Origin of the sequence: Rhodococcus olei, assembly GCF_039540555.1 — a bacterium.
Taxonomy (GTDB): domain Bacteria; phylum Actinomycetota; class Actinomycetes; order Mycobacteriales; family Mycobacteriaceae; genus Rhodococcus_G; species Rhodococcus_G olei.
The window spans coordinates 77,311-103,019 of sequence record NZ_BAABFB010000059.1; the positions used below are offsets into that span (position 1 = coordinate 77,311).

21 protein-coding genes are annotated in these 25,709 nt (G+C 70.4%); 4 read left to right on the plus strand and 17 right to left on the minus strand.

What is annotated here, in order from left to right; genetic code table 11:
* Positions 1–29 precede the first annotated feature (29 nt).
* The 12 genes from fadD32 to ABD951_RS18685 form a co-directional block, all read right to left on the minus strand.
* Positions 30–1,916, minus strand: a complete 1,887-nt coding sequence (gene fadD32 / locus ABD951_RS18630) for a long-chain-fatty-acid--AMP ligase FadD32 (protein ID WP_345348269.1) — start codon at positions 1,914–1,916, stop codon at positions 30–32.
* A gap of 172 nt (positions 1,917–2,088) precedes the next feature.
* Complete coding sequence (locus ABD951_RS18635) at positions 2,089–3,084, minus strand: LLM class F420-dependent oxidoreductase (protein ID WP_345348272.1); 996 nt, start codon at positions 3,082–3,084, stop codon at positions 2,089–2,091.
* Between the two features lie 103 nt (positions 3,085–3,187).
* Positions 3,188–4,153 carry a cutinase family protein gene (locus ABD951_RS18640; RefSeq protein WP_345348275.1) on the minus strand — a complete coding sequence of 322 codons (966 nt, stop codon included), beginning with the start codon at positions 4,151–4,153 and terminating at the stop codon, positions 3,188–3,190.
* A 3-nt stretch (positions 4,154–4,156) separates the two neighbouring features.
* Positions 4,157–4,699: a DUF732 domain-containing protein gene (locus ABD951_RS18645; RefSeq protein ID WP_345348278.1), complete on the minus strand. Its 543-nt coding sequence runs from the start codon at positions 4,697–4,699 to the stop codon at positions 4,157–4,159.
* A 135-nt stretch (positions 4,700–4,834) separates the two neighbouring features.
* Complete coding sequence (locus ABD951_RS18650) at positions 4,835–6,859, minus strand: alpha/beta hydrolase-fold protein (protein ID WP_345348281.1); 2,025 nt, start codon at positions 6,857–6,859, stop codon at positions 4,835–4,837.
* A gap of 334 nt (positions 6,860–7,193) precedes the next feature.
* Positions 7,194–8,189 carry an alpha/beta hydrolase gene (locus ABD951_RS18655; protein ID WP_345348284.1) on the minus strand — a complete coding sequence of 332 codons (996 nt, stop codon included), beginning with the start codon at positions 8,187–8,189 and terminating at the stop codon, positions 7,194–7,196.
* A gap of 284 nt (positions 8,190–8,473) precedes the next feature.
* Entirely contained in the window at positions 8,474–10,387 is a 1,914-nt protein-coding gene (locus ABD951_RS18660; RefSeq protein ID WP_345348287.1) for an arabinofuranosyltransferase AftB family protein, read from the minus strand.
* Positions 10,365–11,270, minus strand: coding sequence for a decaprenyl-phosphate phosphoribosyltransferase (locus tag ABD951_RS18665; protein ID WP_345348290.1), 906 nt, complete (start codon positions 11,268–11,270; stop codon positions 10,365–10,367). Before ABD951_RS18665 ends, ABD951_RS18660 begins: the two co-directional genes overlap by 23 nt.
* Complete coding sequence (locus ABD951_RS18670; RefSeq protein ID WP_345348293.1) at positions 11,267–11,782, minus strand: phosphatase PAP2 family protein; 516 nt, start codon at positions 11,780–11,782, stop codon at positions 11,267–11,269. The genes ABD951_RS18665 and ABD951_RS18670 overlap by 4 nt, the downstream gene beginning before the upstream one ends.
* Entirely contained in the window at positions 11,766–13,679 is a 1,914-nt protein-coding gene (locus ABD951_RS18675; protein ID WP_345348296.1) for a glycosyltransferase, read from the minus strand. The genes ABD951_RS18670 and ABD951_RS18675 overlap by 17 nt, the downstream gene beginning before the upstream one ends.
* Entirely contained in the window at positions 13,676–14,893 is a 1,218-nt protein-coding gene (glf, locus tag ABD951_RS18680) for a UDP-galactopyranose mutase (protein ID WP_345348299.1), read from the minus strand. The genes ABD951_RS18675 and glf overlap by 4 nt, the downstream gene beginning before the upstream one ends.
* Positions 14,894–14,985: 92 nt before the next feature.
* On the minus strand, positions 14,986–15,744 hold the full coding sequence (locus tag ABD951_RS18685) for a MerR family transcriptional regulator (protein ID WP_345348302.1): 759 nt from the start codon (positions 15,742–15,744) through the stop codon (positions 14,986–14,988).
* A 111-nt stretch (positions 15,745–15,855) separates the two neighbouring features.
* On the opposite strand from ABD951_RS18685, the gene ABD951_RS18690 reads away from it, so the two are divergent.
* Positions 15,856–16,584: a VIT1/CCC1 transporter family protein gene (locus ABD951_RS18690; RefSeq protein ID WP_345348305.1), complete on the plus strand. Its 729-nt coding sequence runs from the start codon at positions 15,856–15,858 to the stop codon at positions 16,582–16,584.
* A gap of 62 nt (positions 16,585–16,646) precedes the next feature.
* On the opposite strand, the gene ABD951_RS18695 is transcribed toward ABD951_RS18690, so the two are convergent.
* Both ABD951_RS18695 and ABD951_RS18700 read right to left on the minus strand, forming a co-directional pair.
* Entirely contained in the window at positions 16,647–17,267 is a 621-nt protein-coding gene (locus tag ABD951_RS18695) for a TetR/AcrR family transcriptional regulator (RefSeq protein WP_345348308.1), read from the minus strand.
* A complete protein-coding gene (locus tag ABD951_RS18700) occupies positions 17,264–18,499 on the minus strand; it encodes a cytochrome P450 (protein WP_345348311.1) in 1,236 nt (411 codons plus the stop codon). Before ABD951_RS18700 ends, ABD951_RS18695 begins: the two co-directional genes overlap by 4 nt.
* 144 nt (positions 18,500–18,643) lie before the next feature.
* Here ABD951_RS18700 and ABD951_RS18705 point away from each other — a divergent pair, with 144 nt between their 5' ends.
* Positions 18,644–18,844: a hypothetical protein gene (locus tag ABD951_RS18705; RefSeq protein ID WP_345348313.1), complete on the plus strand. Its 201-nt coding sequence runs from the start codon at positions 18,644–18,646 to the stop codon at positions 18,842–18,844.
* A gap of 178 nt (positions 18,845–19,022) precedes the next feature.
* Entirely contained in the window at positions 19,023–19,496 is a 474-nt protein-coding gene (locus ABD951_RS18710) for a nucleoside deaminase (protein WP_345348316.1), read from the plus strand.
* A 487-nt stretch (positions 19,497–19,983) separates the two neighbouring features.
* Here the strand turns inward: ABD951_RS18710 and ABD951_RS18715 are convergent, their stop codons facing one another.
* The gene (locus ABD951_RS18715; protein ID WP_345348319.1) at positions 19,984–21,456 is read right to left on the minus strand and encodes a SpoIID/LytB domain-containing protein; all 1,473 of its coding nucleotides are present in this window, start codon (positions 21,454–21,456) and stop codon (positions 19,984–19,986) included.
* Positions 21,457–21,758: 302 nt separating this feature from the next.
* On the opposite strand from ABD951_RS18715, the gene ABD951_RS18720 reads away from it, so the two are divergent.
* The gene (locus ABD951_RS18720) at positions 21,759–23,885 is read left to right on the plus strand and encodes an N-acetylmuramoyl-L-alanine amidase (protein ID WP_345348322.1); all 2,127 of its coding nucleotides are present in this window, start codon (positions 21,759–21,761) and stop codon (positions 23,883–23,885) included.
* A 63-nt stretch (positions 23,886–23,948) separates the two neighbouring features.
* On the opposite strand, the gene ABD951_RS18725 is transcribed toward ABD951_RS18720, so the two are convergent.
* Together ABD951_RS18725 and ABD951_RS18730 are read right to left on the minus strand one after the other, a co-directional pair.
* Complete coding sequence (locus ABD951_RS18725) at positions 23,949–24,788, minus strand: HAD family hydrolase (protein WP_345348325.1); 840 nt, start codon at positions 24,786–24,788, stop codon at positions 23,949–23,951.
* Between the two features lie 40 nt (positions 24,789–24,828).
* A complete protein-coding gene (locus tag ABD951_RS18730) occupies positions 24,829–25,626 on the minus strand; it encodes a polysaccharide deacetylase family protein (RefSeq protein ID WP_345349003.1) in 798 nt (265 codons plus the stop codon).
* Positions 25,627–25,709 lie beyond the last annotated feature (83 nt).

The window sequence follows — 25,709 nt, forward strand, 5'->3', positions numbered from 1 at the left end:
AGGTCTCGTCTTGGACGCTGTCGCCGAACTCAGACGCTGTCCGGGAACGCGGTCTGCTGATGGCCGCCACGCAGAGTGCCCTCGATGTAGGCGGCCTTGCAGGCGCGACGCGCGATCTTGCCGCTGGAGGTACGCGGGATCGAGCCCGCAGGCACCAGCAGGATGTCCCGGGCGGTGACGCCGTGCCGGGTCGAGATCGCCGCGCGGACCGCGTCCGCGATCGGCTGCGGGTCGGCCTTGCCGGCACCTGGAGCGCGCTCGCCGACGACGACGAGCTGCTCGGAGCCGTCCTCCGGGTCGTAGGTCAACCCGGCCGCACCGGCCTCGAAGACCTCCTGGGGCAGCTGGTTGGCCGGCACCGCGAACGCGGCGACGAAACCGGGCCGCAGCGCGGCGCTGGCCTCCTGCGCGGAGTACTCGAGGTCCTGCGGGTAGTGGTTGCGGCCGTCGACGATGACGAGGTCCTTGACGCGTCCGGTGATGTAGAGCTCGCCGTCCACGTACACGCCGTAGTCGCCGGTCCGCATCCAGTTCGCGTCGGCGGCGGTGCCCTCGGCCTTGCTGTCCTCGGGCAGGCGCACGGTGAGCTTGTTCTGGAAGGTCTGCTCGGTCTCGTCGGCCCGACCCCAGTAACCCTGACCCATGTTGTTGCCGTGCAGCCAGATCTCGCCGACGTGCTCGTCGAGGACCTCGGCGCCGGTCTCCGGGTCGACGATCGCCGCCCACTGGCTGCGGGCGACGTGCCCGCAGGACACCTGCGCGATCGCACCCGGCGCGTCCGGGGCGACCGTGACCATCCGGCCCTGGTTCAGCTGGTCGCGGTCCACGTGGATGACCCGCGCCTCGTCGGCCTGGTCGGTGGTCGAGACGAACAGCGTGGCCTCGGCCATGCCGTAGGACGGCTTGATCGCGGTCTTCGGCAACCCGTACGGCGCGAACGCCTCGTTGAACTTGCGCATCGAGGAGGTGGTGACCGGCTCGCTGCCGTTGATCAGGCCGATCACGTTGGACAGGTCCAGGGTGTCGCCCGACTTCGGCAGACCGCGCGCGGCGGCGTGCTCGAACGCGAAGTTCGGTGCCGCGGCGAACGTGCCGGCCCCGTCCGAGACGGCGGCGAGCTCCTTGATCCAGCGGTAGGGCCGCTGGACGAACGCGCGGGGGCTCATGATCGTGATGTACTTGCCGCCCAGCGCGGGCAGGATCACCGTGAGCAGGCCCATGTCGTGGAACAACGGCAGCCAGGTGACACCGCGCGAGTCGGTGGTCAGCCCGATCGCGTCGACCATCTGCAGGGCGTTCGTGCACACCGCGCGGTGGGTGATCTCGACACCCGCGGGCACCCGGGTCGAACCCGAGGTGTACTGCAGGTACGCGATCGCGTCGAGGTCCGGCGCCGGGTCAACCCAGGTCTCGCCGACGCTGTCGGGAATGGCGTCGACCGCGATGATCCGGGGACGCTGCGCGGCCGGGAGCGAACGGAACAGCTGCCGGACGCCGGCGGCCGACTCGGTCGCGGTCAGGATCGCGGCCGGCTCGCAGTCGCCGAGGACCGCGTGCAGGCGGTCGGTGTGGCCCGGCTCGTCCGGATCGAACAGCGGCACGGCGATGGTGCCCGCGTGGATCGCGGCGAAGAACGAGATGACGTAGTCGAGGCCCTGCGGGGCGAGCACCGCGACCCGGTCCCCCGGTTTGGTGACCTGCTGCAGACGCGCGGCGACGGCACGCAGACGGACACCGAAGGTGTTCCACGTCAGCTCGTGCACCTCGCCGTCGCGCTCGCGGGAGTAGTCGATGTATCGGTATGCCAGCTCGTCGGCGTTCTCCCGAGTGTGCTGCTCGACGTAGTCGACGAGAGTGCTGCCGGGCCTCAGCGTGATGTGGCCGGTCTCGTCGACGTAGTCATCGAAGTTCTTCATACCTTCTCCTCCAAGGCAAGCCCGTGATGCCAGGATCGCGCACCGTCGGGCTTCGTCCCCTGCGGCAGCGAGGGATCATGCAAACAATGTCTAGTAGCAATAGTGAGGTCTCGTCTTGGTAACGGACCCCTTCGCACCCCAAACCAACAGAATGTTACAGACACTCGTCCGCTCATTCGCCCGCGAGCTGGGCGACGACCGGCGCGAACGCTTCCATCTGGGTCGGAAAGATGCCGACATAGGACATCGAAGTTCGGGCGCGAACGTTACGGATCTGATCGGCGATCTCCTCGTAGGTGCCGATCGCCAGGTAGGGCGACCTGAGGATGTCCTCCACGGTCGGAGTGACGTCCAGCTCGATGTTCGGGGGATACCCGTTGAGCAGTGCGGCGACCGCCATCTCCGCCATGGCCTCCCGGTCCTCGGTCGGCATGATGGTGGTGATGGTCCAGTTCAGCTCGATGTCGCCGAACCGGTCACCGGCCGCCTCCCGGATCCGCTCGACCCGCGCTGCGGTCGCCTCCATCGTGATCCCGGAGAACAGCATCCGTCCGTCCTTGCTGGTGGGCGGGGCGACGGAGATGATGTCCGCGTACTTGGCGGCCAGGGCGAGCATCTTCGGTCCGCCGCCGCCGACCGCGATCGGCGGCCGCGGGCCCTGTCGGGGACGGGGACTGCCCTTGAGTCCCGCGATCCGGTAGTACTGGCCCTCGAAGTTGCACTCCTGACCGCGCAACAGCGTGTCCAGGATCTGCAGGGTCTCCTCGAGCTTGGCGATCCGGACGGCCGGGCGGTCGTACTCGATGCCGGCCTTGTCGAACTCTTCCTTCATCCACCCGGCGCCGATGCCCAGTTCCAGTCGGCCCCCGGACAGCACGTCGATGGTGGCGGCGTCCTTCGCCAGGATCGCCGGATGCCGAAAACCGTTGGCCAGCACCGCCGTCCCGAGTCGGATCTTCTCGGTGGCGACGGCGAGGGCACCCAGCGCGGCGATCGGGCCGACTTGGTTGCCCAGGTGGTCGGGAATCATGAAGGTGTCGTACCCGAGTTCCTCGGCCTTCTGGGCCAGCTTGACGAAACGCCGGGCACCGCCCTCGTCGGCGTTGCCCTCGCCACCAGCTGCGAACCGGAACTTGCGCGGCGCGGCGGCGTCGGCGGCGGAACTCATCGAATCATTTCTCCTGAACCTGGGCAGTGCAGTACAGCAAGTGGCCGGGTGGTCACTCTATCGGGTGCGCGTGACCACCCCCTATTCATGCACAGGGAGTCCCCTACTCGTGTGCAGGGGTTGGCGCGGCCCGAACCTTGTCGGCGGCCCAGTTTGTCATCCACTGGGTCGCTGTGGTGCCGTTTTCATCGACCCGGAAGGTGTTGTACAGCGCATGCACAGGGTTGTTGACGTACTCGGTGAGCCGGGCGGCGCTGGCCATCAGGTTCCCCGGCCGCAACGCGCCCGTCGGCGCGTCACAGATTCCGTCCGACGGGGCACAGATCTGTACCGCTCGGTCGGCGAGCGACCCGAACCCTCCGGGCCGCGCCCCCGTCATCGTGATACCCGGCAGCTTCAGCCCGGCCAGCGCGACCTCCGCCCCGACCCCGGACACCGGCGGGCCGATCGTCGGCGCGGCCGCCGGGTCGCGGCGGCCGTCCGCGATCACGCCGACACCGAGCACGCGGTCGGCCGGGACGGGCCCGGTCCCGGCGCCGATGCTCGCGGCGATGTCACCGGCGATCACCGCCCCCTGTGAGAACCCCGTCAGCACGAACGTCGTCAGCGGGCACTGGGCGTGCATCGACGACATCACCTCGGTCGCCTTCGCGGTGCCCTCCGACCGGCTCTTGTTGTACGACTGCTGACCGTCCGGCGGGAACGCCACCGGGTTCGAGAACTGCGCGACGTAGGGCACCGTGTACACCTGCGCACGCTGCGGACCGAACTCGGCCTGCAGCGGCCTCGTGACGTTGAGCATCAGCGAGTTCGGGTTCGCCGTCGGGTTGAACGGGTCGTCGGTCGCACTCGACTCCCAGGTGCCGGGAATCGCGATCACCTGCACGTCGGGGCAGCTCGCGGGCTGCGCGGCCGGCGGCGTCGGAGGCGGCGGGGTGGGCGGAGGCGGGACCAGCCGGCCCGCGAGCAGGTACCAGAGCGCCAGCGCGACCAGCGCGACCAGCAGCGCGACGATCAGGACGATCAGCGTCCGCAGCAGGCGACGCCCGCGGGCCTTGCGCGCAGCCATCGGTTACCTGCAGTAGGTCTTCGACGCGGCGTCGATGTACACCTGTGCGGACTTCGCGGCGTCCTCGGGCGACGGCGTCGCCCCGGTCAGACCCGCCTCGACCCCGGCCATGCCGGTCACGTACGCGAGGATCTCCTCGTTCGCGACGTTGCTCGCCTTCGCGGCGCAGATGTAGTTCGCGGTCGAGATCGCGATGTCGCCGCTGTCGGCCGGAGTGACGCCGCCCTTCTTCAGAGCCTCCAGGTACGCCCGCCCGCGGTCGTCGAGGGCCGGTGCCTCGGTCGGACCGGGGAAGCCGCTCGGGACCGCCTGCGGGGTCTCCGGCGGCGCGGTCGCCGCGACCGACGGGGTCGTGTACGCCGGGACCTCGATGCCGGTCGCGAGCGGCGGCACCGTGGGCGAACCCGAACCGGCCGCGGTGGTGAGCGTCGGGGTGCTCGACGCCGTCGAGTCGTCGCTACCGCAGCCGGCGAGGACGCCGAGCGAGACGGCCGCGAACGCGCCGGCGGCCAACGCCCGGACGAGCGGGGTACGGGGAGAGAGCATGTACGTCACAGTCCTCTTCGGTGATCGGCGGTGCCTGCCGCCACGACTGGGTGATCGCTGTCGAGGGTACCGACGCCCGGCGGGCCGGGTCCGCACCGCGAACCCGGCCCGCCGCGACGATCCCGCTGGTGGGCGCTAGTGAATCTGAGCGTTTCCACCGATCAGCGTGATGTTGCCGAACTGGAAGTCCTGCTGGGTTCCGCCCGGAATGGGACGTTCGTCACCGACCGGGTACCCGAGGCGTCCACCCTCGTAGCCCTGGCTGCCCCACGCGTCGAAGATCGGGCCGTTCTTGATCGACCAGGCACCGCTGAGCGGGCTCCAGTAGATGTTGCCGTTCTGGAACACGCTGAAGCGGCCACCGTCGCGGATCGGCCCCTGCTCACTGGCCTTCGGGAAGCCGAGCCAGCTGTTCTCGTAGCCCATCTGCCCGTACTTCTGCATGATCAGGCCCTGCACCGAGTTCGCTCCGGTGGTCGGGCTCCAGTACATGGCACCGATCTCGAAGCCCTGCACGGCGCCGTCCTTGGTCGGCGTGTTGATCTCGTCGCCGACCGGGTAGCCGAGGGGCCCGGTCTCCCAGCCCTGGCGTGCCCACTCGTCGCGGATCGCGCCGCGCACGGCGTGCGCACCGGACTGCGGGGTCCAGTAGATCGAGCCGGCCTGGAAGTGGTTGAACCGGCCGCGACCGTCGGGCGTGCCGAGCTCGCTGGTGACGGGCAGGCCGAGCGGACCCGCGGGGCCACCCATCGCCTGGTACTCGCCGCCGATCATGCCGGTCAGCACCTGCGTGCCGGTCGCGCCCGAGTTGAAGATCCGGCCGTTGCGGAAGTCCTGGGCGACGCCGCCGGCGACGGGGTACTCACCGGTGACGCACCCGCCGAGCCACGGGTTCGCGTTCGCGACCGGCGCGATCGCACCGCCGACCCCGCAGGCCGGCGCGGCGGTCTCGACACCGAGAGCGTTGGCGACCTGCGGCCACGCCTGGTGCATCTCGAACTGCCAGTACGGCCAGGAGTGCGTGCCGGACGGCCGGTAGTTGACCTGCGCCGGAATGCCGAGCTTGTTCAGCTTCGTCGCGAACGACTGCGACGTCAGCCGCGACAGGATCTCGAGGCCCATGCCGGCGTAGTTGGTCGAGACGCCGGGAATGCCGGACACCTGGTCGTACGGGCCGGCCATGCCGCTGCCGCTGGAGATGTACAGGCTGGTCCCCTTGAGGTTCTCGGCCTGGATGTACGGGTCGTGGGCGGCCCAGAGCGGGTTGCTCGGCGGACCCCACATCTTGCTGACGTTGTAGCCACCGGCGTCCTGCATCGCGTACTGCAGCGCCTGCGGCATGCCGAGCGACGTGGTGCTCAGGTAACCGGAGAACGAGCCCGCGAACTTGAAGAAGCCGGGATTGCGGGCGGCGAGGAACATCGCCGAGGTGCCGCCCATCGACAGGCCGATCACACCGCGCGTGTCGGTCGTGCGCAGGCTGTTCTGCAGCACCGGCGGCAGTTCCTTCGTCAGGAACGTCTCGAGCTGGTAGAGCTTGCCGTTGTCCGGCTCGAGCCAGTCGGAGTAGAAGCTGGACTGGCCGCCGACCGGCAGGATCACGTTGACGTTCTTGTCCGCGTAGAAGTTCGCGGCGTCGGTCTCGATCGTCCAGCCGCTCTCGTCGTCACGCGCCCGCAGGCCGTCGAGCATGTACAGCGCCGGGAACCGCGCGTCGGGCTTGGCGTTCCAGTCCCGCGCCAGCATGACCTGGACCTGGAACGGCGCACCCATCGCCGGCGAGTCGACCCAGAGCGCGACACGGCGGTCGGTGATCCACTGCACCTTCGAGACACCCGGGATCGACCGGTTCGGGGCCGCCGCCGACCGCGCGGAGATCACGGCCGGAGCCGCCGCAGGCGGGGGCGGCGCCACCGTGGTCGTCGTGGTGGCGCTCGTGGTGGTGGTCGGCGCAACGGTGGTGGTCGTGGTCGGCGCCGCCGACTTCGTCGTCGTGGTCGCGGCCGCGGCCGGCTTCTTGGTGACCGGGGCCAGCGTCTCGTTGGCGGTCGTCGTCGGCGCGGTCGTGGTGGTGGCGCTCGTGGTGGTCGTCGGCTCGGCGGACGCCGCGGCGACGGTCGTCAGCCCTGCGGCGGTCGGCAGGACGAGTGCGGCCGCCACCAGTGCCAGTGCGCGGCCGCGTCGGCCACCGCGGGTGCTCCCCCCGAGGCCCAGACCAAACTTCCTCGATGCTGGTCGCATGTGACGGTGACTCTCTTTCTGGTGTCCGGCCGGTTCTCGCGGGACCCGGCTGCTGTCGGCAGTCCCCGACTCCGCGCTGTGACGCCTGAGCGCTCGTGATTCTCATTTGTACACGTCGGTCAGATGAGACGCCTGTGACGCGCTGCGGCACGCGGCGATTTGTTACCTCTGCTTGCTTCGAACGAGCGATGCCGCCCCACGCCGCCGGCTGGGCGGGTGGGACGGCATCGTCGTCATGCGGTGGTCAATCCGGTCACCAGGCGTTCAGGGTGTCCAGGATCTGATTGCGGGCCTTGAACAGCTCCGCCGACCAGTACGGCCACGAGTGGGTGCCGTTGGACGGGAAGTCGAACGTCGCCGGGATGCCCAGGGAGGCCATCCGCACCTGGAAGGCGCGGGTGTTCACCAGGGACAGCGCCTCGAGGCCCATCGCGTTACCGGTGTTGTAGTAGTCGATCGGCGCGCGCGGGTGGTCGTACTCGCCGGGCAGACCGCTGGCCGCCGAGATGTACATCGACAGGCCCTTGAGCTGCGGCGCGAAGACGAACGGGTCGTTGCGCAGCCACGCCTTGCTCCACGGCGGACCCCACATCGAGTCGACGTTGAAGCGGCCGGCATCGAGCATCGCGACGCGGATCGCCTCACGCATGCCCGGCGCCGAGATGTTCAGGTACCCCGACAGCGAGCCGGCGAACTTGAACTGGTCGCGGTGGTAGGCCGCCAGCGTCAGCGCCGCCGAGCCACCCATCGAGAGACCGAGCACACCGTTGTTGCTCCGCGAGACGCCGCGGGTCGCCAGGTAGTCCGGGAGCTCCTCGGTCAGGAAGCTCTCCCACTTGTAGGTGAGCTTCTGGCCGTTGAAGTTCGACGGCGCCATCCAGTCGCTGTAGAAGGAGGACTGGCCGCCGACCGGCATCACGAGGGTGACGTTGTCGTTCGCGTACTGCTCGAGCGCGTTGGTCTCGAACGACCAGGCGTTGCGGTCGTCACGTGCGCGGAGGCCGTCGAGCAGGTACAGCGCCGCGTCGCCGCCACGCTTGGCCCACTGGATCTGGACCTTGATCGGACCCATCGAGGAGGGGACCATCACCTCTTCGTAGCCACCCGACGGCGCACGATGCGTGATCGGCGCGGCGCCGGCGGCAGCGGCACCCGCAATACCTGCGGTGACGGGCAGCACGAGCGCTGCGGCCGAGAGGCCGAGGAGACGTCGCTTGAGGTTGGCGATCCTCGGTCTGCCTAGACGCATGAATATTGCTCTCTTTCTGTCCTGCGGTGCCCGCCGAAGCGGCCCGGAAGTCTGGCACTAGGCCACGGCTCTGCCGACCCCGCGCACGCGGGAGCGGCAGTGGAACGAATCAAGGTCACACTGCGCTCGCAGGACTGTATGCGAACGCGTGTGGCCTGACAACCGGTGCCCCGGCCCCCGATCGTGCTGATGCGAGGCTCGACTGCCGAGGCGAACACGTAGTGTTAATCGCTGTCAGGCAACGAGCGTTACACGTTCGTGATGTTTGTGCCATGTGAGCTGCGCTACCGCGGCCGTTCCGGCGGCATCTCGAGCCCGCATCGCTGGATCTCGTAGGCCGGCACCCGGTCGATCCGGTACCCGGCGTAATGGAACGCGCGCTTGAGGTTGCGGATGAACAGCGGCCGCGTCAGCTCGCCCCGCGACGAGGCCAGCAACTCCTGGGTATCCGGGCAACCCAGCGCCACCTGCGCCTGCTCGACCCAGTTCTCGTCGAGATACCAGGGCAGCCACGGGTGCCGGTCGACCATGCCGGTGTCGGCCACCACCCAGTCCGGATAGAGGGCCTTGTCGTGCCCGATCCGGCCGTCCCCGAGCCGTTCGGTGTGCGCGGCGAGCGGGTAGGCCAGGCCCATCTGGTCGACGACCTTCACGTCGAGGCCGACGTTCATGCTGGTCATGCCGAGATTCAGGAAGTACACGGTGTGCCCGGCGCCGCCCTCGGGGATCGGCGCCGGCGGCGGCACCAGGTCCCAGTAGGTGTAGTAGGCCGCGGGCAGCAACAGCCCACCGTCCGGGGTGTTCGCGATCGTCTCGACCATCGCGCGCATCCGCGGGTAGTCGAGGTAGTCCTCGGCACGGATCGGATGAGCGTGGCCGGTGTTGAGGACGTAGAAGTTGCGTTCGTCGACGATGCCCGACTTGCCGACGACCGTGCCGTTCGGCATGCCCTGCGCGGTCGACGCCAGGACCGCCCAGACGATCGTCGCCAGCCAGGCCAGCGAACCGGCGGCGAACATCGCGGTTGCGGGTGTGCGGCCCCACTCGTCGCGGCGCGGTACCCGGACCGGCAGCACAGCGATCGGCAGGATCAGACAGAACAGGACCGGAAGCAGCACCCGGCCGTGCATGAAGTCGCCACCCACGCGGACCGAGTAGATCCCGAGCAGGACACCGGTTCCGAGGAACAACAACACCACCGCGGCCGGGCTGTGCAGCCGTGCGGCGCCGGTGGCGCCGGCCCGGTCACCGGGCAGCCCGATGCCGCTGCGCCGGTACGCGAGCCAGCCCACGTACCCGCCGACGACCACCAGCGGCAGCCACAGCCAGTAGGGGCCGACCAGGTTCCACAGGTAGGTCAGGCCCTGCGACCACTTGGCACCACCGGCGTCCTTGGACACCGCGGTGTTGGGGTAGGGCAGCCCGTAGTAGCCCATCCGCCAGATCTGGTAGCCGACCGGGACCGCACCCGCGACCGCGACGATCGCCACCCGCAGTCGCCAGGAGCCCGGTGACAGGAAGATCAGCAGCAGCACCAGGGCCGCGAGCACGACCATCTCGGGGCGGACGAGCGGGCCGAGTCCGGCGATGAACGCCAGCACGAGCACCCGGGAGGTCGACGGCGTCCGCTGCGCCCACTGCACCAGCAGCAGCCACAGCAGCGCGATCCAGAAGATGACCAGGCAGCTCTCCAGGCCGGAGGTGGCGAAGTCGCGGGCCGGGGGGACCGCGATGTAGGCGAGCGCGCCCGCGGGCAGCAGCAGCGTGCCGGCCGTGCCGGCCCGGTCGCCGCCGCGCCACAGGGTGCCGGCGCCGAGCATCGCGAGCACGATCGCCGCGACGGAGAGCACCAGCGCCACCGTCAGCACGACGTATTCGAGGCGGATGTGGGTCAGCCAGCCGAAGGCGTAGATCAGGTAGGTCCACAGGGTGCTGGTGTTCGCCTCGACGCGTTCGCCCGCGTTGAACACCGGCCCGTTGCCGGCGAGCAGGTTGCGGACCGTGCGCAGCACGATCAGGCCGTCGTCGGCGATCCAACGGCGCTGCCAGGCCCCCCACAGGAACAGGGCGGCGGTGAGCACGACACCGCCGAGGTACACCAGCCGCGCGACCGGCGCCGGGACGGTCTCCGTCGGCGCCGGCGCGGGCGCGACGGTGTCCTCGGCGGGGGTCGTGTCAGGCGATGTAGACAGCGACACCCACAACTCCGATCCACGCGATCGCGAGGAGTTGGAGCACGCGGTCCCCCAGCGCGATCTCTTCCGGCTCCCCCGCCTCGCCGCCGTCGACGTCCACCGCGTAGCGCAGGATCGCGATCGTGAACGGAATCATCGAGATCGCGAACCAGTTCGACCCGGTGGCCTGGTCGCGCTCGAACGCCCAGAGTCCGTAACAGATCACGACGGCCGTCGCGGACAGGGTCCACACGAACCGCAGGTAGGTGGCCGTGTAGTACTCCAGCGCCTTGCGGATCTTCGCGCCCGTCGACTCGGCGATCTTCAGCTCGGCGTAGCGCTTGCCCGCCGCCATGAACAGCGAGCCGAACGCCATGATCAGCAGGAACCACTGCGACAGCGGGATGTCGGCGGCGACACCACCGGCGATCGCACGCAGCAGGAAGCCGGACGAGACGATGCAGATGTCGAGCACGGCCTGATGCTTGAGCCCGAAGCAGTACGCCAGCTGGATGCCGATGTAGACGGCCATCACGAGCGCGAGCTGCCAGTTCGCGACGAACGAGAGGCCGATCGAGCCGACGAGCAGCACGAGGGCCATCCCGTAGGCGAGGTTCACCGGCAGCACGCCGGCGGCGATCGGCCGGAACCGCTTGGTCGGATGCGCGCGGTCGGCCTCGACGTCCATCGCGTCGTTGACGAGGTAGATGCCGGAGGCGGCCATGCAGAACACCACGAAGGCGAGGCCGACGGGCAGCAGGACGTCGACCTCGGTGACGGAGCCCGCGGCGAGCGGGGCGGCGAGCACCAGGACGTTCTTGACCCACTGCCGCGGGCGGACGGCCTTTACGATGCCCTCGGCCAGGTTCCTCGGCGGCGCCGAGACGATCGTCGCTTCCTCGCTCATGCTTCTCCAAACTTCCGTTCGACACGCAGCACCACTGCGGCCGAGGCGGCTCCCAGGGCGGATCCGGCGAGCACGTCGGTCGGGTAGTGGACACCCAGGACGAGCCGCGAGAGCAGCATCGGGGGCACCAACATCGCGGGCAAGGGTAGCCCGGTCAGGCGACCGAGCAGCACCGCGGCTGCCGTAGTCGACGTCGCGTGCGAGGACGGGAAGCTCAGTTTGCTCGGCGTCGACACGTTGACCTGCACCGAGGGGTCGTTCGGGCGGGGACGTCGCACGACGCGCTTGATGACGATCGACGCGGCGTGCGCGCCGACGGCGCCGACCGCGACACCGGCCCACTGGCGGCGGCGGGGACGGTCCAGTGCGGCCCCGACCCCGGCGACGGCGACCCAGCCGAGGGCGTGCTCGCCGAAGTGCGACATGCCGCGGGCGGCCTTGACCACCCCGGGGTTCGCACCGATCGTGGACTGGACCCGGTTGAGGATCCCGACCTCAGATGCCGAAGACACGCTCCCACCTCTCCTTGCTGGTCAGCGCCGGCACCGCGGCGGCGTACTCGCGTTTGAGGTCGGGGAACCGCCGGGCCAGCTCGCGGCGCAGCCGCATCGCCTCCTTCAGCAGCGCCCACGCCTGCCGGGGGTCGCGCTTGCGATAGACGACGCCGCGGCCGTCCGCGGTGGTCACGGTGACCCCGTCCACCTGGGAGAGCAGGAACCAGCGCGCGTCCAGCGTCGGGACGTTCAGCTGCGGCCGCTCGTGGTGCTCGTCCTTCGCGGGGGTGACGTTGTGCACCAAGCCCTTTCCGAGGCGCACCACCTTGGCGAGGGGCCCACGGGGCTCGCCGACCGCACCGACCCCGGCGCCGGACGGCAGCGGCAACTCGGTGGAGGACCGGAGCACCACCGCGTCCGGGTACTCCCGGCGCATCGCGTGGACCTCGCCGAGCGCGGTCGGCAGCAGGTCGAAGATGTGCTCGGGGCCGCCGAGGAAGTCGCGGATCGCCTGGTTCTGGATCGCGACGGTGGAGTACTCGAGGCACAGCAGGTGCTTGAGCGTCGCCTTGACTGTGTTGACGACCATGCCGCGACCGTTTCCGGGCATGTGCAGCGACGCCACGACGAGCCGGTTGCGCAGGTGGAAGTAGGCCTGCCAGTCGATCGCATCGTCCTTGTCGGACCAGGCCATGTGCCAGATCGCGGCGCCGGGCATGGTCACCGTCGGGTAGCCGGCGGCGCGGGCCCGCAGGCCGTACTCGGCGTCGTCCCACTTGATGAACAGCGGTAGCGGCTGGCCGATCTCCTCCGCGACGACGCGCGGGATCATGCACATCCACCAGCCGTTGAAGTCGACGTCGATGCGCCGGTGCAGCAGCTTCGAGTTCTCCCGGTCGCTGAGCGGGTACTTGGAGAAGTCGTGGTCGTACTCGACGTTCGGGGCGGCGGACCACATGAAGATCGACCGGTCGACGACCTCGCCCATCGTGTGCAGGTGACTGCGTTCCTGCAGGTTGAGCATCTGCCCGCCGACCAGCATCGGGGTCTTCGCGAACCGGGACATCGCCAGCGCCCGCAGGATCGAGTCGGGCTCGATCTCGATGTCGTCGTCCATGAACAGGATGTGTTCGCAGTCGGTGGTCTTCAGCGCCTCGTACATGACCCGGCTGTAGCCGCCGGAACCGCCGAGGTTGGCCTGGTCGTGGATCGCGAGCCGGTCCCCCAGCACGGCGGCGGCCTCGGCGAAGCCGGGCTCGTCGCGGACCTTGCGGGTGCCCTGGTCCGGGATGACGACGGCGTCGATCACGCCGAGCACCAGCGGGTCCGAGCCGAGCGCGGTCAGCGCCTTGACACAGTCGGTGGGCCGGTTGAAGGTCGGGATGCCGACCGCGACGCGTCCGGAGCCCGGCGCCTCGACCGGGGCGTACCAGCCGGCGGACTCGAGCACGACCTCGGTGTCGGTGGTGACGTCGAACCAGATCCAGCCGCCGTCCTCGAACGGCGCCAGTTCGACCTCGAACTCGATGGCGGCGTCGCCGTCCTCGAACTCCTTGCCCTCCACATGGATTCGCGACGAGTCCGCCTTGGAGCGGTACACGTCGACGCGGCCGTGCCCGGACAGCTCCAGCCGCAGCACCACCGACGTCAGGACGGTCCAGCGCCGCCAGTAGCTCGCCGGGAACGCGTTGAAGTAGCTGCACATCGACACCTCGGACTCGGCGCCGAGGGCCAGGGAGGTGCGCGAGAGGGCATGGGCGCGCCGGGCGTTGGTCGGCGACTCCTCCAGGTACAGCGTGCGCACGTCCAGTGGCTCGCCGGCCCGCGGCAGGATCACCCGCTGCAGCAGCGCCCTGCCCCGCGACTCGGGCGCGACGGCGGTGTCGTCCGCCTCGAGCAGGTGGCGGGCGCTCATGCGCCGTTCCCGCCGAGCGGGGCACCGGCATCGAAGTGGGGAACCAGCTGGTTGTCGAACATGCTCAGCGCACTCGCGATCGCCATGTGCATGTCGAGGTACTGGTAGGTGCCGAGACGGCCGCCGAAGAGCACCTTCGCGCTCTCGGTCTCGGCCTTCGCGCGCGCCCGGTACGCCTCGAGCTTGGTCCGGTCGTCGGGGGTGTTGATCGGGTAGTACGGCTCGTCGGTGGACTCCGCGAACCGGGAGAACTCCCGCATGATCACCGTCTTGTCCGACGGGTACTCGCGCTCCGGGTGGAAGTGCCGGAACTCGTGGATGCGGGTGTACGGGACGTCCGCGTCGTTGTAGTTCATCACCGGGGTGCCCTGGAAGTCACCGGTCGGGAGCACCTCGGTCTCGAAGTCGAGGGTGCGCCAGCCGAGCTCGCCGTCGGCGTAGTCGAAGTACCGGTCCAGGGGGCCGGTGTAGACGACCGGGGCGTCCGGGCTGGCGGCGCGCAGCTCGCCCCGGACGTCGAACCAGTCCGTGTTCAGACGGACCTCGATCTTCGGGTCCTTGGCCATGTTCTCGAGCCAGGCGGTGTAACCGTCGACGGGCAGGCCCTCGTAGGTGTCGTTGAAGTAGCGGTTGTCGAACGTGTAGCGCACCGGGAGGCGGGTGATGTTGCCTGCGGGCAGGTTCTTCGGGTCGGTCTGCCACTGCTTGGCCGTGTAGTCGCGGACGAACGCCTCGTAGAGGGGGCGGCCGATCAGGGAGATCGCCTTCTCCTCGAGGTTGGCCGCGTCCTTGGTGTCGATCTCGGCGGACTGCTCGGCGATCAGCGCACGCGCCTCGTCGGGCGTGAAGTACCGGCCGAAGAACTGGGAGACCAGGCCCAGGCCCATCGGGAACTGGTAGGACTGGCCGTTGTGCATCGCGAACACGCGGTGCTGGTAGCCGGTGAACTCGGTGAACTGGGTGACGTAGTCCCAGACCCGCTTGTTCGAGGTGTGGAACAGGTGGGCGCCGTACTGGTGGACCTCGATCCCGGTCTCGGGCTCGGCCTCCGAGTACGCGTTGCCGCCGATGTGGTGGCGCCGGTCGAGCACGAGCACCCGCTTGCCCAGCTGGGTGGCCGCGCGCTCGGCGACCGTCAGTCCGAAGAATCCGGATCCGACGATGATCAGGTCGTACTGGCCGGGGGTCACAGAGCCTGGGGATACGGAGGTCACGGGCAACCAGGGTATCGGAACCGGGTGGCCGCGCCGTTCGTGCGTGGTGTGGGGTGTTCGGTCCCACACCACAGGCACCGGCACGACCCGGCCTACCGCAGGTAGGCACGAAGGGCATTCCGGACGAACTCGGCGCCGGCCCGCCCGCCGTAGTTGGCGGCGAACCGCTCGTCCTGCACGTACATGTCCGCGAGGCCGAGCACGTACTCGCGGGCGGGCTCGCCGCCGGCGCCGGGGGCGCCGGGGGTGCCGGGCACCGAGGACAACCACTCGACGTGCCGGCGGGCCAGGTCCCGGGCCGCCGGGCCGTCGGGGGCGACCCCGGAGGCCGCGGCCGCGGTCCAGTCGGCGCCGAGCCGGGCGGTGCGCGCACGCCAGTCGCCGCGTTCGCCGTCGGACATCGACGTCCACCAGCGATCACTGCGGGCGTACGCCTCCGTGCCCCAGCGCCGCTCGACCTCCTCCTTGTGTTCGGTGTGGTCGAATCCGTCGAACACGTCGTTCGCCATCAGTGGTTCTCCGTTCTGTGTCTTCTGCAGGGTCGTGCGGACGGACGCGATCTGCCGGCCGAGACGGTCCCGCTCGCGTTCGAGCAGATCGAGATGGGTACGCAGGGCCGCGACGGTGTCGCGCTGGCCGTCGAGGACGTCGGCGATCGCGGCCAGTCCGAGTCCCAGGTCCCGCAGCAGCAGGATCCGCTGCAGCCGGACGAGGGCGTCCTCGTCGTAGTAGCGGTAGCCGTTCGCGCCGATCCGGCTCGGCTCCAGCAGGCCGCGGTCGCCGTAGTGGCGCAGGGTGCGGCTCGTGACACCGGCCACACGGGCCAGGTCCTGGATCGACCATTCGTTCATGACAACGAGCCTGCAGGTTGACGTTGCGTCAATGTCAAGGGCGGGCCGCGCCTGGTTCGGTCAGGCTTGCATTCCTGGTGGACCACGGCGCCCGGCGTTAGCGTCTGCGTCATGGGATCGGTCCAGGAGCAACCCGGTACGTCACACGACCAGGAACCGCACGCGCAGGGGCTGTACTCGAAACTGAACTGGCTGCGGGCCGGGGTGCTCGGCGCCAACGACGGGATCGTCTCGACGGCCGGCCTGGTGGTCGGTGTCGCGGCCGCGACGGTCGACCGCGGCCCGATCCTGACCGCCGGGATCGCCGGGCTCGCGGCGGGCGCGGTGTCGATGGCCCTCGGCGAGTACGTGTCGGTGAGCACGCAGCGCGACACCGAGAAGGCGCTGCTGGCGAAGGAACGGGCCGAGCTACGGGAGATCCCGGACGCGGAACTCCAGGAGCTGGTGGACATCTACCAGAAGAAGGGGCTGTCCCCCTCGACCGCCCGCACGGTGGCCGAGGAGCTGACCGCGCACGACGCGTTCGCCGCCCACGCGGAGGCCGAGCTCGGCATCGACCCCCACGACCTGACCAACCCGTGGCAGGCGGCCGGGTCGTCGGCGGTGTCGTTCACGATCGGCGCGCTGCTGCCGCTGATCGCGATCCTCGCGACGCCGGCGACGGCCCGGATCCCGGTCACGTTCGTCACGGTCCTCGTCGCGTTGGCGCTGACGGGCAGCATCAGCGCCCGGCTCGGTGGCTCGAACCGCGGCCGCGCCGTCGTGCGCGTGGTGCTCGGCGGCGCCCTCGCGATGGCGGTGACCTACGGGCTCGGTCAGGCGTTCGGCACGATCGCCTGACGGCTCCGGAATCGACCCGGAGCCACGGCCGGTCGCGAACGGCGGCGCGGAACGTGCGCGCGTCACGCCCTCCCCGCGTCGCCGGCGCCCGCACCGCGACGGGTCTCCGGCGGGCCCACGAGCGCACCCGGTACCAGTACCGGCACCACGAACCGCTCGACGGTGTCGCGCTCGTCGGCGTCGTCGGCGCCGGGGACCGTCAGCAGCGAGACGATCACCCGCACCACCCAGCGCGCCTGCCCCGACGACTGCGCCGGGTCACCGCCGGCCGCGTCGGCCAGGAACGTCGCACCGAGGACCTCGATCACCTCGGACGTGCCGGCCAGTTCGGACGCTATGCCCGCGTCGCCGACTCCGAACCACACTGCGAGAGTCGGGGTTTCGCGCACCCGGCGCACCGAGGCCAGGATCGCCTCGGTGATCCGCTGCGCCGGGTCGGCGATCGCCGCGACCTCCGCGGCCACTCGTTCCCCGAGCCGCAACGCCTCCCGGTGCACGAACGCCCGGTGCAGGGCACGGCGGCTGTCGAAGTAGCGGTAGAGGGTGGCGCGGGAACATCCGGCCGCCTTCGCGATCTCGCCCATCCCGGTGGTCGCGACCCCGCGCTCGACGAACAGGTCCGCGGCCGCGTCGAGGATCTTCTCGGCCGCGGCCTCGGACTTCTCGTCCCGCAACCAGGTCACGAACGCACCCGGAACGGGACGTGCGTCGGCCTGCGGACGTAGTTGCCGGGGGCATAGGTGATGCCGTCGACGTCCACCTCGAAGTCGGGGCAGCGGGCGAGCAGTTCCTCGAGCGCGACCCGGGCCTGCATGCGGGCGGCCGCGGCCCCGAGACAGTGGTGGCTGCCGTGACTGAAGGTCATGATCTGGCGCGGCGAGCGCAGCACGTTCAACTCCTCCGCGTCGTCACCGAAGAACCTCTGGTCCCGGTTCGCGGATCCGTAGACCAGCAACGTCTTTCGACCCGCCGGGATCGTGACCCCCTCGATCGTGACGTCCCGGGTGGTGGTGCGGGCCAGGCCCTGGACCGGCGAGGTCAGCCGCAGCAGTTCCTCGACCGCGTCGGGGATCCGGGACGGGTCCTCGAGCAGCAGCGCCCGCTGGTCACGATGCAGGGTGAGCAGGGCGGACGACCCGCCGAGCATGCCGGTGGTCGTGTCGTTTCCGCCGGTGACCATCGTGAACGCGAAGCCGAGGATCGACAGCATGCCGGAGATGTCGCCGTCGGCACCCATCCCGGCCGCCACCAGGTGCGAGATGGTGTCGTCGCCGAGCTCGCCGGTCGCGGACTCGGCGTGCCTGCGGGCGATCAGCTCGCCGAAGTACCCCATCAGTTCGCCGACCGCGTTGGCCGCCTCGAGCGGGTCGCCGCTGGCGTTGGCCGCGACGATCGCCTCGGTCCAGCCGTCGAACCGGCCGCGGTCCTCCTCCGGGACCCCGAGATAGTGCGCGACGACCATGCTCGGCAGCGGCTTGAACAGCTCGGTGACAATGTCGCCCTCGCCCACCGACCGCAATCCCTCGATGCGCTCGACGACGAACTCGCGCACCGCCGGCTCGACCGCCTCGACCTGGCGCGGCGTGAACCCACGGGCGACGAGCTTGCGGAAGTCGGTGTGCTGCGGCGGGTCCTGCATCACCAGCGGCGGGTTGTCGCGCAGCCCGATCTTTTCGAGTTCCCCGTAGCTGGTGGTCAGCCCGTCGGCGGACGAGAAGGTCTCGTGGTCGCGCGCGGCGGCGAACACGTCGGCGTGCCGGGTGAGCACCCAGTAGTCGTCCTGCGGCGCATGGTCGGGGACCACGTGGTGCACCGGTTCGTGGTCCCGCAGGGCCCGGTACATGCCGAACGGGTCACGCCAGGTCTCCCCCGACGGCGGAACGTAGGCCACCTTGTCGGACATTGTCGTCGTCATGTGTCGAGATTGAGACAGATTCAAACATCTGTCAACACCCGGGCGCGTCGCGGACCGAATGCCGTCCCGGCGCCCCGCGGCGCACGTCACGACCCCACCGCGGGAGACGTTTGCGCCGCCACGCACGCGGGCATCACGAGCGACATGAAGGGTGATGTGGAGCTCGCGGACGTCCTCGCCGCGATCGAACGGCGCCTGACGGCGATGCCGGACGGCGATGCCGCCCGGGCCGCCGTGCTGCGGGACAGGGACCGTGCATCGCTGTACCGGGCTGCCGTCGACGCCGGTCGGGGGGAACTGATCCGCGACGACCTCTACGACGATCTCGTGGCTCGGTACTCGTGACCCCGACGGTCGACGGGCCGACCCTCCCCCGGGTACGGATCCGGCGCCGCCACGGCTGTGCCATGGATGCGCCCTGTCGAGGTGATGGAAAGTCGATCTTGGACTCTATTGAAAGCGTGAAAGCGGCGGGCATCGTGAGGTCGTCAACAGGCGAGCGATCTCAGGGTGGAGAAGCGGCGTGGTCACGGGCGACGAAACACATCTCCGGCAGGCGATCTCGCTCGCCGAACGCGCCGGCGACGGCGGCAACCGACCGTTCGGCGCCGTCATCGTCACCGCCGAGGGAGCCACGATCGCCGAGGGCGGCAACGAGGCGAACAGCACCGGCGTCGTCACGGCCCACGCCGAACTCGTCGCGATCACGGCCGCGATCGAGGCCGGACACGGAGCCGAACTCGCCGGCGCGACCATCCATGCCAGCGGCGAACCCTGTCCCATGTGCAGCGCGGCCGTCGTCTGGGCCGGGATCCCCCGCATCGTTTTCGCCGCCGCCGAGCCGGAATTCACCGCCGTCATCGGTGGCCACCCACGATTCACCCTGCGCTGCGCCGAGGTCGTCGCTGCCGGCGACGCGGCGGTCACCGTCTCGGGCCCGCACCTGGGCGACGAGGCACTCGCGCCGTTCCGCCGCCACGCCGCCGCGGGTCGATGAGACCGATGCCGCGCACGGTCCACGGACCGCGCCCCACGCCCGATCCGGAACACGCGTGACGTGCGGGCACGCGGGAAGGGAATTCCCATGCAGCAGAACGGCTCACCGGCGGTCTCGGTGCCCGATGCCCTGCTCGACGTCGTTCTGCCCGACGGGCGGCGGGTGGACCTGACCCTGCGGACGGCCGGATCGCCTCGGTCGACGATCGCCGACCGGACTCCGCGCCGGCTCCGGGACTCCACGACAACGCGCTGCACTTCGGTGGGGCGCTGGTCCTCCCGGCGTTCGTCGACGGTCACTGCCACCTGGACAAGACGTTCCTGGGTGCGCCGTGGCAGCCGAACCACCCCGAACGGCTACTGGTGCTGCACGCCGGCCGGGTGGTCGCCCCGGCCGCATGAGTGCCCGCCGCCGGGGACGTTCTCGCTGCGCGACGTGACGGACCCGGCCCACCGCCGGGTGGGCCGGGTGCGTCACGAGTCGACCGTCAGCCGGCGCTGCCGGTGCCGGGCAGTTCGGAGAGCACGACGCTGGCGTCGATGACCTGAGCACCGAGGCCCGGGGTCCAGACGATCGCCCCGCCCTCGAACATCCGGAACTTGCCGACCTCGTCGGGCATCGACATCTCGGGCCCGATCGGCTTGCCCAGAACGCCTGTGGCACCGCCGATCTCGGCGTACTTCCGTTCGATCTCGGTGGGCGCGACGGGCTGCTCGCCGGGGGCCGGCTCGGCACGCAGGTCCGGCGCGGGCGCCGGGCTCGGCCCGCCCCCGGGCACCAGGCCCTCGGTGACCGTGAACCAGTCCGACTTGATGCCGAGCTTGGTGCGCGCCTCCATTCCGGACACCCGCGCCGTGCCGCCGGTCCCGGTGACCTCGAGCTCGGTGACGCGGCCGCCGTCGACACCGAGGTTGTTGCGGCCGACGACCGCGATCGACCGCAGCTCGCCCACGCCGAACGCCTTCGCGATGTCGCCGGCGGTCAGCGTCTGCGTCCAGTCGTGTGTCGGGGACAGCGCGTCTCCGAGGTCCTCGACGGCCGGGAAGACCCCACCGGAGGTGTATCCGCCTGTGGACGAGGAGAATTCGGCCGCCACCGGCTTGCCGTCCTTCGTCACGACCTTCCCGGCCGTGGTCCGGACCGCCTCGGTGGTGCGAGGATCCTCCCGGCTCGCGCCGGCGTACACCTGACAGTCCTGGGTGTCGCAGGTCTCCGCGTAGGGATAGCGGTGCTCGGCGGCCGCGTAGGACCGCGCCGCGATCGCCTGGGCGCGCAGCGCCTCCTTGCCGCCGCTGTCGGCCCAGTCGGCCTTCGCCTCGACCGGCACCACACCGAGCAGGTAGTCCTCGATGTCGAGGTGGTTCAGCACCCGGGGTGCGGTGCCCTCGAGCGCGACACCGAGCGATCCGCGGAACGCGCCGCCCCCGCAGAGTTTCAGAAGCTGATCGACCGGCCGGTCCGTGGCGAGGTCGATCGGGTCGACCCACGGGTGGTCGGTCGCAGCCTGCCAGAGCACCTCGCCGTCGCACCCCTTGGTCACGACCACGCCGGCGCCGCCGCCCGGGGTCGCGGTCAGGTGCACGGCCTCACCCGGTCCGACGTCGCGGCCCGCGACACGGGCACCGGCGTCCGAGACGACGTTCAGCCCCTTGCCGTCGAGACCGACGAGCCGGACGCCGAGGCGCTTGCCGGTGACCTCGCCGAGGTCGGTGCCGCCGTAGTAGTGGGCGACGATGCGCTCGGCGGACCATCCCTCGTTCTTGGCGTACCCGTAGGCGCCCCACTGGCCCATCCCCCGGCCGTGTCCGTGACCGTGCCCGGAGAGGGTGAACGGGGCGTCCGAGGCGACGACCGGGGCGACGGCGGACTCGCCGGCGTCGATCGCCGCGACACCGACCGCCACCCCGACCAGCAGGACCGGCGCGACCCCCAGTGCGATTGCACGCCGGGTCGGGGACATGCGTCCACCACGGTCGGTACGGCCTCGCTCGAATGGTGTGCGACGGAGTTTCGCCATGTCCGGTCTCCTCGTCGACGGCAGTCTTCGCACGGATTCCGGCCACGTTCGGGGCCGGTGTCCGAGCCTCGCGCAAAGTCTCAATCTAAAGTTGAGGCTTAGGCAATGTGTGGCTAGTGTTGCAAGAGTGTCCGGCGTTAGCAACATCTGACACATTGGCACCACTTGTAACAATTTGGGCAGGGCGCACGGCGTCCGGACAGCCAGCGCACCACGTACGTCCATGAGCAACCGAGGGAGCCGTCTTGCCGCACCGTCGACCGAAGCCGTCGATCGTCCTGGGGACGGTCGCCGCCGTGGCCATCGCCACCCCGTTCGCAGTCTGGGGCGTCACCAGCACCGCCGGAGTCCGCTCGACAGCCGAGTCGTCCCCGGTCGCGATCCCCACCGGGATCGCCGAGATCGCGCTCGCCCAGGTCCCCGACATCGTGATCCCGGTCAAGGAACTGACCGGCCTCGACCTGCCGGACCTGCGCCTGTCGGATCTGAAGAAGCTGCCGCTACCGACGGAGATCCCCGTCCCGCAAGGACTTCCGCTGCCCGAGGGCATCACCCTCCCGGACACGATCAAGCTGCCGACCGAACTGCTGCCGTCGCCACCGTCGGACGTGGCACAGCCGGTCGCCCCGACCGCGCCGGCACCGACGCCCGAGCAGGAGCTGGGCACGGTGGTCAAGGAGATCACCCGGGACACCCCGTTCAGCATGGTCGCGTTGACGTCCGAGGTCGGTGCGACCGCGGCGAAGGTCCGCGCCAAGCTGGCCGACGGATCGTGGGGCCCGTGGTTCGCCACCGAGCAGACCGACTCCCGCAAGAACGACCGGACCACCGGCGGCAAGACCGGCACCGAACCGGTGTACGTCGGGAACACGACCGCGGTACAGGTTCTGGTGACCCAGGCCGCCCAGGCGTTCGCCGGCCTGCCCGCGAGCGGCGCCGCGGATCCCGCACCGGCCCTGCCGAACGTGCTGACGCCGACCGATCCGGCGAAGGCGCCGATCCCGTTCGCCCCCGCCGCCGTCAGCAGCCCGCTGCGCGGTCAGGACCCGGCGAAGCAGCTCGCGGACGCGGTCAGCGCAGTGCTGATCGCACCCGGATCCGGGAACGTCGACGCCTCACTGTCCGACATCGCGGCCCCGATCGGCGGCACGGGACCGAAGGTCATCACCCGCGCCCAGTGGGGTGCCGACGAGTCGCTGCGCTGCGAGGAGCCGACCTACGACGACTCGCTCGGCGGCGCGACGGTGCACCACACCGCCGGCAGCAACGACTACACCCGCGCCGAGTCCGCGGAGATCGTCCGCTCGATCTACGCCTACCACGCGCAGACGCTGGGCTGGTGCGACATCGGCTACAACGCCCTGGTCGACCGCTACGGCCAGATCTTCGAGGGACGCGCAGGCGGCCTGGACCGCAACGTGCAGGGCGCGCACGCGGGTGGCTTCAACGAGAACACCTTCGGTATCGCGATGATGGGCGACTTCTCGACCGCGACGCCGCCGCAGCCGGCGATCGACGCGGTCGGCAGGTTCCTCGGCTGGCGTCTGGCCAAGGCCGGACTCGATCCGACCGGGCGCACCACGATGTGGTCGGAGGGCACCGAGTTCACCCCGTACGCACAGGGCGAGGCCGTCGACCTGCCGATCATCTTCGCGCACCGCGACGTCGGCAACACGAGCTGCCCGGGTGACGCGGCGTACGCGCGGATGGGCGAGATCCGGGCGATCGCGAAGGCGAACTACGGCGGCGGGTCGCTCGGGTCCGGGATGCTCGCGGCGGCTCCGGCGAAACCGGACGCACCGGCTCCCCCGGCCGCCGGAGCGGGCGTGCTCCCGGACAGCGGCTCGACGAGTTCGGTGGCCGCGCTGGTCGACCAGATCCTGAAGATCACCGACCAGTCCCCGATCGCGCAGAAGTGGATCGCCGAGGGCGGCGACACCGGCCGGCTCGGCGCGGCCCTGACCGGCCTGCTGCCGGCGAAGGCGGGCAACACGCTGGCCAAGTTCGCCCACGGCGCGATCGCCACGTCCCCGAACGGCGGCGTGTGGACGGTGCTCGGCAAGATCTACGAGGCCTGGCAGCAGAGCGGAATGGACACCGGTTCGCTCGGCCTGCCGATCGGCGACGAATACTCGGTGCCGGACGGCAAGCGCGCCGACTTCGAACAGGGGTCGTTGATCTTCAACGAGGTCACCGGCGTGGTGACCACGGTGCTCAAGGCGTACACCGACGCCTACGCGAAGGCGTACGAGAACCCGCCCGCGGACGTCTCGGCGCCCGTCGCCCCCGGCAACCCGGCGCCCGCCGACCCGCAGGCACCCGCATCGGCACCCGCGGAGGCTCCCGTTCCGGCGCCCGCCCCGGCCGGCTGACCGACCGGCAACGACGGTGGGTGCCCTCCGGATGGAGGGCACCCACCGTCGTTCACGCCGCGCTCAGTTCCACCAGCGTTCGAGGATCCGGGCGACACCGTCGTCGGTGTTGGACGCGGTGACCTCGTCCGCAGCCGCGATCGCGGCGTCGTGCGCGTTGGCGACCGCGACACCGTGCCGGGCCATCGTGAGCATCGGGACGTCGTTCGGCATGTCGCCGAACGCGAGGATCGCCGAGTCGGTGATCCCGAGGTGCTCGGCGAGCACCGCCAGCCCCGATGCCTTCGTCACCCCCGGTGCCGAGACCTCGACCAGCCCGTTGTTCGTCGAGTAGGTGAGGTCGACCTTGTCGCCGACGAGCGGCGCGAGCCGGTCGATCATGTGGGAGCTCGCGATGCCGGGCAACCGGATCAGCAGCTTGACCGCGGGGTGTGCGAGCACGTCGTCCGCGGACACCTCGGTGTTGTCCGGGTTCAGCCACGCGTGCTGGTAGCCGGGCGAGCTGACGAACTGCGCGGTCGCGGCGTCGTGGGCGCTGGCGCCGACCCGTTCCGCGGCGAGCCCGACACCGGGCAGCGCGGACTCGGCCAGGTCGGCGACCCAGGTGAGGGTGTCGATGGACAGGGTCTCCGCGCGCAGCACCCGGTCGGCGTCGCTGTCGTAGATGACGGCCCCGTTCGCGCACACGGCCAGCGGCGCGTACCCGAGGCCGTCGACGACCGGCCCGATCCACCGCGGCGGGCGGCCGGTGGCGAGGACGAACGGGACCCCGTCCGCGATCGCGGCGTGGACGGCGGTGCGGGTGCGGTTGCTGATCCGTTCGTCGTCGTCGATGAGGGTGCCGTCGACGTCGCTGGCGATCAGTTCGGGTTTGACGTGGCGGTGATCCTGCACTGCACCCATCTTGCCGCACCCGGCGAGGCGGCGCCCGCGGGCACCGGGGTCAGTGGGCGCGCGTGAACACGTCGTCGAGTGTCACCATCGACAACCCGCGCTGCCGGATGACGTCCGCCAGCTGCGGGTACACGTGTGTCACCGGCGGATGGTTCGCGTGCCCGATCACCAGAGCCTGCGGGGTGAAGTACTTGCGGGCGCATTCGAGCAGGTAGTCCTCGGTGATGAGCGTCGAATCCGACAGCGACCCGTACCACAGTGTCGGCACGGTGTAGCCGAGATCCGCGGCAGCGGCGTCGACCGCCGCGTTGTGAAACCCGTACGGCGGGCGGAAGTACGGAGTGCCGTCGACGCCGTAGTGGTTCGTCAGGAAGTCGCGGGTGCGCCGCAACTGGTCGGCGACCCGGGACGCGGACAGCTTGGTCAGGTCCGGGTGGTCCCAGGTGTGGTTCGCCAACTGGATCTGACCGGAGTCGACCAGGGGCCGCAGCGCGTCGCGGTGCACGGTCCATGCGTCGTAGACGGCGGTGACGAAGAACGTGAACCGAGCGCCGGTGTCGCGCGCGAACTGGATGTAGGCGCCGACGACGGCGGGGTCGGTGCCGTCGTCCACCGTCAGCGCCAGGTTCGTGCCCGACCCCGGCAGCGCGGTCAGCGTCCCGGGCGGCACGGGCACCCGCCGCGCCTGCGGGAGCGCCACTCCCAACGGGGGCGGCGCGGGCACCGGGGGCGTCACCGCGGACGGGTCGGGCACCGCGCGTCCGGCCACCGAGGCCTCGGACGGGGCACACCCCGCCGCGAGCAAGGCCCCGGCCGCCAAGCCCGTGAGGAACTGCCGTCTGCGCATCACCACGCGGCCAGTGTGACGCACCCTCGAACGGACCGCACGGTCGGCGTCCCCGAACCATGTCGTGAATTACGTTGCGATTC

Coding starts and splice junctions, on each gene's coding strand:
- fadD32 (WP_345348269.1), bottom strand. CDS start 1,916: ATGAAGAACTTCGATGACTACGTCGACGAGACCGGCCACATCACGCTG.
- ABD951_RS18645 (WP_345348278.1), bottom strand. CDS start 4,699: ATGCTCTCTCCCCGTACCCCGCTCGTCCGGGCGTTGGCCGCCGGCGCG.
- ABD951_RS18675 (WP_345348296.1), bottom strand. CDS start 13,679: ATGAGCGCCCGCCACCTGCTCGAGGCGGACGACACCGCCGTCGCGCCC.
- ABD951_RS18635 (WP_345348272.1), bottom strand. CDS start 3,084: ATGAGTTCCGCCGCCGACGCCGCCGCGCCGCGCAAGTTCCGGTTCGCA.
- ABD951_RS18655 (WP_345348284.1), bottom strand. CDS start 8,189: ATGCGTCTAGGCAGACCGAGGATCGCCAACCTCAAGCGACGTCTCCTC.
- ABD951_RS18715 (WP_345348319.1), bottom strand. CDS start 21,456: ATGTCCCCGACCCGGCGTGCAATCGCACTGGGGGTCGCGCCGGTCCTG.
- ABD951_RS18705 (WP_345348313.1), top strand. CDS start 18,644: ATGAAGGGTGATGTGGAGCTCGCGGACGTCCTCGCCGCGATCGAACGG.
- ABD951_RS18730 (WP_345349003.1), bottom strand. CDS start 25,626: ATGCGCAGACGGCAGTTCCTCACGGGCTTGGCGGCCGGGGCCTTGCTC.
- ABD951_RS18700 (WP_345348311.1), bottom strand. CDS start 18,499: ATGACGACGACAATGTCCGACAAGGTGGCCTACGTTCCGCCGTCGGGG.
- ABD951_RS18665 (WP_345348290.1), bottom strand. CDS start 11,270: ATGAGCGAGGAAGCGACGATCGTCTCGGCGCCGCCGAGGAACCTGGCC.
- ABD951_RS18725 (WP_345348325.1), bottom strand. CDS start 24,788: ATGGGTGCAGTGCAGGATCACCGCCACGTCAAACCCGAACTGATCGCC.
- ABD951_RS18640 (WP_345348275.1), bottom strand. CDS start 4,153: ATGGCTGCGCGCAAGGCCCGCGGGCGTCGCCTGCTGCGGACGCTGATC.
- ABD951_RS18685 (WP_345348302.1), bottom strand. CDS start 15,744: ATGAACGAATGGTCGATCCAGGACCTGGCCCGTGTGGCCGGTGTCACG.
- ABD951_RS18690 (WP_345348305.1), top strand. CDS start 15,856: ATGGGATCGGTCCAGGAGCAACCCGGTACGTCACACGACCAGGAACCG.